The sequence below is a fragment of the Achromobacter sp. NFACC18-2 genome (assembly GCF_900108985.1).
In the GTDB taxonomy this organism is placed as follows: domain Bacteria; phylum Pseudomonadota; class Gammaproteobacteria; order Burkholderiales; family Burkholderiaceae_B; genus Achromobacter.
The window spans coordinates 166,737-177,398 of sequence record NZ_FNYM01000015.1 but is presented as its reverse complement, the minus strand read 5'-3'; the positions used below and the strand labels follow the sequence as shown (position 1 = coordinate 177,398).

At 63.0% G+C, this 10,662-nt stretch carries 10 protein-coding genes; 2 read left to right on the top strand and 8 right to left on the bottom strand.

Annotated elements, in window-relative coordinates; all coding sequences use genetic code 11:
• From BMW75_RS21960 to flhD, 8 genes are all read right to left on the bottom strand, one after another.
• Positions 1-1,316 (bottom strand): methyl-accepting chemotaxis protein (locus BMW75_RS21960; RefSeq protein WP_092581853.1); only part of this gene is annotated, 1,316 nt, incomplete at its 3' end.
• A gap of 92 nt (positions 1,317-1,408) precedes the next feature.
• Positions 1,409-1,909: a chemotaxis protein CheW gene (gene cheW / locus BMW75_RS21955; protein ID WP_076521359.1), complete on the bottom strand. Its 501-nt coding sequence runs from the start codon at positions 1,907-1,909 to the stop codon at positions 1,409-1,411.
• Positions 1,910-1,925: 16 nt separating this feature from the next.
• The gene (cheA, locus tag BMW75_RS21950) at positions 1,926-4,064 is read right to left on the bottom strand and encodes a chemotaxis protein CheA (RefSeq protein ID WP_092581852.1); all 2,139 of its coding nucleotides are present in this window, start codon (positions 4,062-4,064) and stop codon (positions 1,926-1,928) included.
• Between the two features lie 29 nt (positions 4,065-4,093).
• On the bottom strand, positions 4,094-4,474 hold the full coding sequence (locus BMW75_RS21945) for a response regulator (RefSeq protein WP_076521361.1): 381 nt from the start codon (positions 4,472-4,474) through the stop codon (positions 4,094-4,096).
• A 2-nt stretch (positions 4,475-4,476) separates the two neighbouring features.
• A complete protein-coding gene (motB, locus tag BMW75_RS21940) occupies positions 4,477-5,466 on the bottom strand; it encodes a flagellar motor protein MotB (protein ID WP_076521362.1) in 990 nt (329 codons plus the stop codon).
• A gap of 11 nt (positions 5,467-5,477) precedes the next feature.
• The gene (motA, locus tag BMW75_RS21935; RefSeq protein ID WP_076521363.1) at positions 5,478-6,347 is read right to left on the bottom strand and encodes a flagellar motor stator protein MotA; all 870 of its coding nucleotides are present in this window, start codon (positions 6,345-6,347) and stop codon (positions 5,478-5,480) included.
• Positions 6,348-6,463: 116 nt separating this feature from the next.
• A complete protein-coding gene (flhC, locus tag BMW75_RS21930; protein WP_076521364.1) occupies positions 6,464-7,045 on the bottom strand; it encodes a flagellar transcriptional regulator FlhC in 582 nt (193 codons plus the stop codon).
• 32 nt (positions 7,046-7,077) lie between these two features.
• Entirely contained in the window at positions 7,078-7,401 is a 324-nt protein-coding gene (gene flhD / locus BMW75_RS21925) for a flagellar transcriptional regulator FlhD (protein WP_006219025.1), read from the bottom strand.
• 426 nt (positions 7,402-7,827) lie between these two features.
• Between flhD and BMW75_RS21920 the strand changes: the two genes are divergently transcribed.
• Together BMW75_RS21920 and BMW75_RS21915 are read left to right on the top strand one after the other, a co-directional pair.
• Positions 7,828-8,583 (top strand): RNA polymerase sigma factor FliA, encoded by a 756-nt coding sequence (locus BMW75_RS21920; protein WP_092581851.1) that lies wholly within the window; start codon positions 7,828-7,830, stop codon positions 8,581-8,583.
• A 265-nt stretch (positions 8,584-8,848) separates the two neighbouring features.
• Complete coding sequence (locus BMW75_RS21915) at positions 8,849-10,531, top strand: flagellin N-terminal helical domain-containing protein (protein ID WP_092581850.1); 1,683 nt, start codon at positions 8,849-8,851, stop codon at positions 10,529-10,531.
• Positions 10,532-10,662 lie beyond the last annotated feature (131 nt).

Below are 10,662 nucleotides of genomic sequence, written 5' to 3'. Positions count from 1 at the left end.
GAATCCTCGATCAGGCCCTTGATTTCCTTGGCCGCTTGCGCGCTGCGCTGCGCCAGCGAGCGCACTTCGCCCGCCACCACCGCAAAGCCCTTGCCCTGCTCGCCCGCGCGCGCCGCTTCCACCGCGGCGTTCAGCGCCAGGATGTTGGTCTGGAACGCGATGCCGTCGATGACCGACACGATTTCCGAGATCTTGCGCGAGCTGGCCGAAATGCCTTCCATGGTGTTGACCACTTCCGACACTGCCGAACCGCCGCGCTCGGCCACGTCCGATGCGCTGGCGGCCAGTTGATTGGCCTGGCGCGCGTTGTCCGCGTTCTGCTTCACGGTCGAGGCCAGTTCCTCCATGGAGGCAGCAGTCTCTTCCAGCGAAGCGGCCTGCTGCTCGGTGCGGCTGGACAGGTCCGTGTTGCCGGCCGCGATCTCGTGCGACCCGACGTTGATTTCGTCCACGCCGCGGCGCACCGAGGCGACTGTGCGCGTCAGGCTTTCCTGCATGCGCTTGAGCGCCGCAAAGAGCTGGCCGATTTCGTTGGAGTTGCTGACTTCCACGCGGGCCGTCAGGTCGCCGCCCGCAATGCGGTCGAAGTGGTGGCCGGCTTCCTTCAACGGCTGCAGCACGCGGCGGCGCAGGAAGACATAGGTGGCAAAGACCAGCAGCGCGGCGATGATGCCGCCGGCGCCGACGGCCATCAGGACGAACTGGTAGCGCACCTGCGCCACGTCGAACGCGTCCATCATCTTGCTGGCGCGCCAGAAATCGAAGCCTTCGACGGCGCGCGCGAAACGGCCTTCCAGCGCGTCCTGCACCTTCTGGACCTGCGTCTGGTAGGCCGTCATGTCCGCCTTCTCCAGCGCGCCGACCAGCGGGGTGAGGCCCTGCTGCACGAGGACCGCGTAGGAGTCCTCGATTTCCTTGAGCGACTCGGCCGCTTCGGGCGGCCGGGGCAGCGTCTTGAAGAAGTCGAACTCGGCCTGCCCCTTGTTGAGCGACGCCTTCGCGCGCTCCAGCAGGCCGGCCGCCTCGCTCGACAGCCCTTGCGTCAACAGGGCTGGCTGGCCCACGCTGCGCACGATGTCCGCGTAGTTCGCCGACGCGGCGCGGCCCAGGCCGTTCAGCGTGTCCTTGTAGCTCGACACGACGCGGCTGACGGCGTCGTCCAGTTCCTGCGATTGCTTGATTTCAGCCAGCGTCCCGTTGCTGACGCGCAGCGACAGCACACCCAGCGCGGCTCCGATCACCAACATGAATGAGAAAAACGCCAGCACCCACAACAGGCTGCTGCGTATCGTCATGTTCGCGAAAAACTTGCGCATCACAAGACCATCCCTAGACTGCAATCGTTAAAGGAAAGCGCCACATCGCGATCAATATGGCGCCTCTACCCCGCATTCCGGCCGGACTCCGATCAGGAGGCGACCTTCTCCACCAACGCCATTTCGTCGCTGGTCATCAGCTTTTCGATATCCACCAGGATCAGCATCCGCTCATCCACCGTGCCCAGGCCGGTGAGATATTCGGTCGACAGCGTGGCGCCGAACTCGGGCGCCGGACGGATCTGGCCCGAATTGAGCATCAGCACGTCGGACACGCCGTCCACCACGATGCCGACGACGCGGCGATCCAGGTTCAGGATGATGACGACGGTCTGCTCGTTGTATTCGACGCGGCCCAGGTTGAACTTGATGCGCAGGTCCACGATCGGCACGATGATGCCGCGCAGGTTCGTCACGCCCTTGATGAACGGGGGAACGTTTGCGATGCGGGTAACCGTGTCGGCGTCGTAGCCGCGGATTTCCTGCACCTTCAGGATGTCGATGCCGTATTCTTCGTCGCCCAGCGTGAAGACCAGGAACTCGCTGCCGACATCTTCGTTGCGCGCGGCTTGCGCATGCGGTTTGGCTGCCATGATTTTTAGTGCTCCATCAATTCAGAACGGCTTCGGGCTGCGACCAGCGTTCCCGGTTGGCGCGCGCGAGCGCAAATACGTCGACAATCAGGGCCACGCTGCCATCGCCAAGAATGGTGGCGGCGGAAATGCCCGGGACCTTGCGGTAATTCGATTCCAGATTCTTCACGACCACCTGGTGCTGCCCGATCAGATGATCGACCAGCAGCGCAAAGCGGCGGTCTTCGGCCTGCATGATGACGGCGATCGCCTGCGTGGGATCGGTCTGGGCCTCGCCCACCGAGAACACGCGGTGCATCTCCACCAGCGGCAGGTATTCGCCGCGCACGTGCATGACGCGCTCGTTGCCCGCCACCGAATAGATCTGGTCGTTCGTGGGCTGCAGCGACTCGGTGACGTGATTCAGCGGCAGGATGAAGGTTTCTTCGCCCACGCGCACCGACATCCCGTCCAGGATCGCCAGCGTCAGCGGCAGCACGATGCGCGTCGTGGTGCCGTGGCCCGGTTCGCACGACAGCTGCACGTGGCCGCCCATGTCCTGGATGTTCCGGCGCACCACGTCCATGCCGACGCCGCGGCCGGAAATGTCCGTGACCTTTTCCGCGGTCGAGAAGCCCGGCGCGAAAATGAGCTGCCAGATCTCGTCGTCAGGCGAATTCTCGTTCACGGCCAGGCCCTGCGCCATGGCCTTTTTCAGGATCTTTTCGCGGTTCAGGCCGCCACCGTCGTCGCTGACTTCGATGACGATGTTGCCGCCGTTGTGCTGTGCGGACAAGACGAGCTGCCCGACCGGATCCTTGCCCGCGGCGATACGCTTTTCGGGCGTTTCGATGCCGTGGTCCAGGCTGTTGCGCACCAGGTGGGTCAGCGGGTCGATGATGCGTTCGATCAGGCTCTTGTCCAGCTCGGTCGCGCGGCCGTAGGTCTGCAGTTCGATCTGCTTGCCCATTTTGCCGGCGATGTCGCGCACCAGGCGCGGGAAGCGGCTGAACACGTAATCCATCGGCATCATGCGGATGGACATGACCGCTTCCTGCAGGTCGCGGGCGTTGCGCTCGAGCTGTTCCATGCCATTGAGCAGGCGGTCGTGCAGCACCGGATCCAGCGTGGAGGCGGTCTGGGCCAGCATGGCCTGCGTGATGACCAGTTCGCCCACCAGGTTGATCACCTGGTCGACTTTTTCGACGCCGACGCGGATCGACGTCGATTCCTTGTCCGCGTGGGCAGGTGCGGCGGCGGCCGGCCGGGCGGCCGCGCGGGCAGCCGGGGCGTCGGCGGCAGCGGCCGATTCGGCCACGGGCGCTTCCGGCACAGGCGCGGCAACCGGCGCGGGGGCCGGCTGCGCGGCCGGCGCGGCTTCGGCCACGGCAGGCGCGGCGTCGCCGCTGGCGGGAGCCGCCTCGCGGGCGATGCTGAGCTGGTCGCCGTCGACGATGAAGCAGCACACGGCCTCGATGTCGTCGGGCGTGCAGGTGCTTTCGACCCACACGGTCAGCGCGCCGTTGCTGCGGTCGCTCGCCTTGACGGTGCCGAGATTGCCCATTTCTTCGAGCAGGGACGCGGCGTCCTTGTCCGATACCTTGGTGATGCGCACGCGCAGCGGCAAGCCGCCGGCCTGCGCGCCCGATTCCGCGGCCGCGGCGGCGGGCGCGGCGGGCGCCACGGGTTCGGGCTGGGGCTGGGGCGCCTGCTGCACCGGGGCGGGTGCGGGGGCCGGGGCGGCGGGCGCCGGGGCAGCGGCCGCCGCGGGATCCTTATGCTCCAGCGCAAGCTGCCTCAACACGGCGCAGATACGCTCAAACACGGCATCATCGGGCTCTTCGGAGGCCCGATAGGCATCCAGTTGGCTTTTGAGCACGTCTTTCGTTTCCAAGAAAATATCAATCATGTCCGTGCGCAGCGCCATTTCGCCGCGACGGATCGCGTCCAGAAGGTTTTCAAGCAGATGGGTCGTGCCCGCCAGCTGCGTGAAACAGCCGAACGTCGCCGCGCCCCCCTTGATCGAATGGGCCGCGCGGAAAATGGCGTTGAGCTGCTCGATGTCGGGCGCACCCACATCGAGCTCGAGCAGGAGCTGCTCCATTTGCGCGAGCAGCTCGTCCGCCTCGTCGAAAAAGGTCTCGTAAAACTGACTGAGGTCCAAACCAGAACTCATGACCCGTACGCCTTCCTAAATGAACCTGCTTACGCGCCGGCCTGCTCATCGAGCAGTTCGGTCGCCAATTCAACCAGCACATCGGGATCCACCGGCTTGGAAAGCCAGCCGCATACACCCAGATCCCGGGCCGCCATCTTGCTGTCCACGTCGTCTTCGGTGGTCAGCACCAGCACCGGCACATCCATGTACCGGTCCGCTTCGCGCAGCCCCTGGATCAACTCCAGCCCGCCCTTGACGGGCATGTTCCAGTCGCTGACGACCAGGTCCACCGGGTTGGCCATCGCCACCTCCAGCGCTTCCTGGCCGTTGCAGGCCGTCAGCACCTTCCAGCCCGCGCCGGTCAGCGTCGCCTGCACGATCATCCGCATCGTTGCAGAGTCGTCCGCCACGAGTATCGTTGCCGCCATTGCTATCGAACCCCTTCAGCGGGCGGGGTGTTCTCCGCCTCGCCCTGCTTGGTTGCCGTTGCGGCCTGGCCGGCGGCTTGCACCGCCTGCACGGCCGTCCCCACCTCGCGCGCATCCTTGGCGCTCACGTCCGCGGCTGCGGCGTTCTCGCTTTCGATGCGCTTCTGGGTGCTTTGGTTGAGCACCACCAGGCTGATGCGTCTATTAACGGCTGCATACGGATCATCTTTAACCAGGCTCATGCTGGAAGACAGACCCTGGATGCGCATGACCTTGCTTTCGTTCATGCCGCCCGCCACCAATTCCTGGCGCGAGGCGTTCGCCCGGTCGGCCGAAAGCTCCCAGTTACTGTAGGCGCGCTCGCCGCGCGCATACTGCGACGCGTCGGTATGGCCCGAGATGCTGACCTTGTTGGGCAGTTCGTTCAGGACCGGACCCAGCTCGCGCAGGATGTCTCGCATGTACGGCTGCACTTCGGCGCGGCCGGTCGCGAACATCGGGCGGTTCTGGTTGTCGATGATCTGGATGCGCAGGCCCTCGGTCGTCAGGTCGATCAAGAGCTGCGGCCGGAAGGACTTCAGGACGGGGCTGGACTCGATGACGTTTTCGAGGCGCCGCTTGAGGTTTTCGAGGCGATGCTGCTCGCGGCGCTCGGCGTCGCCCATGGGCTGGGACTCGACCCGGTTGCCCTGGCCGCGGCGCACGTCGCCCTCGCTGCGCAGCGGGTCCTGCCCGCCGCCGGGAACGGCGCTGGTCTCGGCCGAACTGCTGGGCCCGCCGGTGATGGCGACGCGCAGCGGCATGCGGAAGTATTCCGCGATGCCCTTCAGTTCCTCGCGCGGCACGATGCTGATCAGCCACATCACCAGAAAGAACGCCATCATCGCCGTGATGAAGTCGGCGTACGCGATCTTCCAGCTTCCCCCGTGATGACCGCCGCCCTTGACCTTCTTGCGGCGGATCACCACACGGTGATTGTTTACCGTGCTCATGGCCCGCTCCGTCAGGCCTTGCCGGTCGACTTGGTCTGCCGGACGTGCTCTTCCAGCTCACCGAAGGTCGGACGCACGGACGAGAACAGCACCTTGCGGCCGAATTCCACCGCCAGCTGGGGCGGATACCCGTTCATGCTGGCAAGCAGCGTGGTCTTGATGCATTCCAGCACTTTCATGGCTTCGTCCGTGCGGCGCTCGACGCGGGAGGCCAGCGGACCGACAAAGCCGTACGCCAGCAGAATGCCCAGGAACGTGCCGACCATGGCCTTGGAGATCAGGTCGCCCAGGATGGCGGGGGGCTGGTCCACGGCGGCCAGCGCCTTGATCACGCCCAGCACCGCCGCGACGATACCGAACGCGGGCAGGCCGTCGGCCATCTGCTGCAGCGCATGGGCCGGGACTTCGCGCTCGTGGCGGTAGGTTTCGATTTCCTCGTCCATGAGCGTCTCGATCTCGAACGAGCTCATGTTGCCGCTGATCATGATGCGCAGGTAGTCCGTGATGAACTCCATGAGCTTCTCGTCTTTGGCGATGCGCGGATATTCGCTGAAGATCGGGCTGGAGCCCGGATCCTCGATGTGCGATTCGATGGCCATCAGGCCCTCGCGGCGCGCCTTGTTCAGCAACACATACAGGAGCGCCATCAGCTCCATGTACACGTCCTTGCTATAGCGCGAGCTCTTGAGTGCATCGGGAAGCGCCTTTTTGACCAGCCCCAGCGACTTCTTGCTGTTGCCCGCCAGGAACGCGCCAAAGGCCGCCCCAAAGATCAGCGTCAGCTCGAAGGGCTGGTAAAGCGCGCCCAAGTGGCCGCCCAGCGCTATGAAGCTGCCGACGACCGACACGATCACCACGAGAAAACCGATAACAATCAACACAACGGGCCCCTGCCAACGAAGTCTATAACTTGCGTCAATGATCCCCTGTCCCCCCTGCCCCAAAAAGGCGGGTTAGGGGGTGTTTTCCAGGGCTTTTGATGTATTTGGACGCCCGATCAGGCCGGCGCGACGGTCGCGGCGGGTGCGGGACGGCTGCCCGCCCGCGCCTTGGCCGCCGCGCGCGTCTTGCCCGCACGGGGTGGCGGCCGGCAGATGGCGCACACAAAATCCGACTGGGGATCATGGGCATGGGCGATGAAATGGCCGCCGCATTGACGGCACGCCGATAGCTGCAGCATGCCGCTGTCGAAGAATCGCACCAGCATCCACGCCCGGGTGAAGCTGAGGACAGGCTCACCGGAATCCGTGGCTTCCTGCCCCGCGTTTTCGAGATACAGGCGATAGGCGTCGATGGTGGCGCGTATGCCTTTGCTGGTGGTGCGCGTATTCAGGAACGAATACACGTTGTAGAAGAGCGATGAGTGGATGTTCGGGAGCCAGGTCATGAACCAGTCAACCGAAAAAGGCAGCATGCCCTTGGGTGGCGAGCAGCCGCGGATTTCGCGATACAAGCGGGCGAGGCGATCGTGGCTGAGGCTGGTTTCAGCCTCCAGCACCTGAAGGCGCGCGCCGAGGGTGATCATGGAACTGGCGAGCAGAATGTCGTCCGCTTCTTGGGAAACGCTCTTGGAGGCCATGACAGGTGTGTCCGAGTGGGATTCTCAGGCCGTCAGGCCAGTTCTTCGACGGGTTGTTTGGCGAGCAGGATGGTTGCATGCGCTTGCTGCAGCGCACCACCCAACACGTCGTGGGTCAGCGCGGACAGCAGGCTGTAATCGTCGAAACGGAAACGGCACAGCAGCGAGCTGGAGCTGGCCAGCTTTACGAGCTGCGCAGGCGACAGGCGCATGAGGATGTCAGCAACCTCGTTGCTGAAACCCAGTCGGAACATCGATGCCGCGTAATCATCACGCAACATCCGCTGAGCCAGTAACAGATATGACAGATTCACTTCGCGAATATCTGCCAGCAAAGAATTTTCTACTTGTTGCACGCCGTACTCCCTATCCCTATCCCACCCGAGGGGCTTGATTACCGATAGCGCAGGCAACGTCTGTTACCTGTCCGCTCGCTGCATCCTGTTTTAATGCGAAATGTATCATTTGTTCGCAATTTAAGTAAAATTTACCACAGGTCATGTCATTTTCTATGACTTATATGACAAATCTTTGTTGATGTTGCGCAACGTGCCTTTCTAGATACACCTTGACATAGAAGTTCGTGACAAATTTTCGTCAATTTGCCAAATAAGCATTCAAAAAGTTGCGTACTTCCTGAAATGAAAGGCCCTCGAGTGCCGACAATGGCATCTTGCCGACGCTTCAGATTCGTCCGCTTTACCGTAGCCGCGCTTGTCGACAATGTCGCAAATTGACAACAACGACCGCGCTTCACGATGGACTCCGCCAGAATTCCCGCAATGCCCCACGCAGATGACAGCCTGGTCGAATATGCGCCACTAGTTCGGAAGCTGGCCCTGCAATTGCTTGCCCGGCTTCCCGCGAGCGTTGAACTCGACGACCTGATACAAGCCGGCATGATCGGCCTGCTCGACGCCGTCCGCCGCTACCAGGAAACCGCGGACGCCCAATTCGAGACCTACGCCACGACCCGCATTCGTGGCGCGATGCTGGATGAATTGCGCGGCCAGGATTGGCTGCCCCGCAGCGTGCGCACCAAGGCACGCAAGATTGAACAGGCAATCCAGCTTCTTGAACAGCGTTTAATGCGAGCGCCCACCGAGACCGAGATCGCCGCCCAGCTCGACATCCCGCTGAGCGATTACCAGACGCTCCTGCACGACGCGCAAGGCGTGCAGATCGTCCATTACGAAGATTTCACGACCGAACCCGACTCGTCTTCCAGCCAGGCCGACTGGTCCGCCACCCTGAATCACGGCTCGGCGAGCGGCAACCCGCTGGACGCGCTGCTGGCCGGCGACTTCCGCCAGGCCCTGGTCCACGCCATCGACGCCCTGCCCGACCGCGAAAAGCTGCTGCTGTCGCTGTGTTACGAGCAGGGTCTGAATCTGAAGGAAATCGGGGCAATCATGAATGTGACCGAAGCGCGGGTTTGTCAGCTGCGGTCGCAGGCAACGGCGCGGATCCGGGCGAGGTTGAAGGATCAGGCCTGGCAGGAGTTGCCGGTTGAGGGGCAGATCGCGCAGATTATTTGATTGCTGTTTCCATATGGATGCAGATCTACAACATGCGGGCGCCTCAGGCGCCCGCAGCATTTCCAGCCCGGCCCCCCCCCCCAGGCAGTGGCAGACACAACAATAAGTTCGACTTTCGCGAAATAGGCCTAAAGATTGATTTTGGCCTGCCGTAATCCTGGCAACGGAGAAATTCGAAGACGCAAGAAAGCGAATTCTCCCGTTAACACGATGGGCGGCCTAGCTGCCCGGTTTGAAGAAGCCTTTCTCTCTTGGGAGCCTCAACATGGCTGCAGTCATCAATACCAACTACTTGTCGCTCGTTGCTCAGAACAACCTGAACAAGTCGCAATCCTCCCTGGGCACCGCCATCGAGCGCCTGTCGTCGGGCCTGCGCATCAACAGCGCCAAGGACGACGCCGCCGGTATGGCCATTGCCAACCGCTTCACCGCGAACGTCAAGGGCCTGACCCAAGCCGCTCGTAACGCCAACGACGGTATCTCGCTGGCCCAGACGACGGAAGGCGCCGCCTCCGAAATCAACACCCACCTGCAGCGCGTTCGCGAACTGTCGGTGCAAGCGTCGAACGGCAGCTACTCGCAAGAACAGCTGAACTCGATGCAAGACGAAATCAACCAGCGTCTGTCGGACATCGACCGCATTTCGCAACAAACCGACTTCAACGGCGTGAAGGTTCTGTCGGATTCGGCCAAGCCCCTGACGCTGCAAGTCGGCGCCAACGACGGCGAAACCATCACCCTGAACCTGACCGAAATCAGCGTCAAGACCCTGGGTCTGGACGGCTTCAACGTCAACGGCTCGGGCGTGACCCAGAACCGTTCGGCCACCGTGTCCGACCTGCAGGCTGCTGGTGGCACGACCGTCGCCGCCAACGAATGGCAAGTCACCACGACGCACGCCGCCGTGAAGGCCGACCAAGTGTTCGGCAAGCTGGAAAACGGCAACACCGTTAGCGATGCCACCTCGGGCATCACCTACACGTATGACGCCGCCAACAAGAACTTCACGTTCACCGACACCTCGGCTTCCGACGCTGCCGCCGTTACCGCGCTGGCCAACTCGCTCAAGCCCGCCACCGGCACCCTGACCGGCACGTACTCGAACACCGGCAACGCCACGGCCTCGTTTGAAGTCGATGCCACTGGCAAGGTCACCATCGGCGGCCAACAAGCCTACCTGGACACCGACAACAACCTGACGACCAACAGCGCCGGCGGCACCGCTGCCACGCTGGACAGCGTGTTCACCGCTGCCGCCAACGGCACCGGCGCCGCTGGCTCCTCGTCGGTTTCCCTGGGCGGCAAGGTTTACGCCAGCACCGGCAACGCTGACGAACTGACCTTCACGAACACCATCAGCAGCGATGCTCTGCTGGCTGCCGTGAACGCCAACGCCACCGCCGACGACGTCACCATCAAGATCGGCAGCGGCATCACCAGCGCGACGATTTCCTTCACCGCTGGCGAATCGACCGACACCTACGTTGACGACAAGGGCACGTTCACCACGACCGACACCTACACGACCAACTACTCGGTCGATCCCAACACGGGCAAGGTCACGGTCAAGAGCGGCACGGGCACCGGCGACTACGCTCCCAAGATCGGCGAAGAAGCCAAGGTCAACAGCTCCGGCAACCTGACGACGGAAGACACCAGCGCGGGTACGAAGACCACCGATCCGATGAAGACGCTGGACGCCGCCTTCACGAAGCTGGACAAGCTGACCGGCGAACTGGGTGCCGTGCAAAACCGTCTGGAATCGACGATTGCCAACCTGAACAACGTGGTCAACAACCTCTCCAACGCTCGTTCGCGCATTCAAGACGCCGACTACGCCACGGAAGTGTCGAACATGTCCAAGGCTCAGATCCTGCAACAGGCTGGCACCTCGGTTCTGGCGCAAGCCAACCAAGTGCCGCAAACCGTTCTGTCGCTGCTGCGTTAATTCAGCACAGACGGCAGGGGAAGCCCTGGCTTCCCCCGGCAGCCAGGATCGGTCCTTCGCACCGGTCCTGGATACCTCCAAAACCCGCTTCGGCGGGTTTTTTCTTTTTGGCAGGCCAAAGGAAGGCTTTG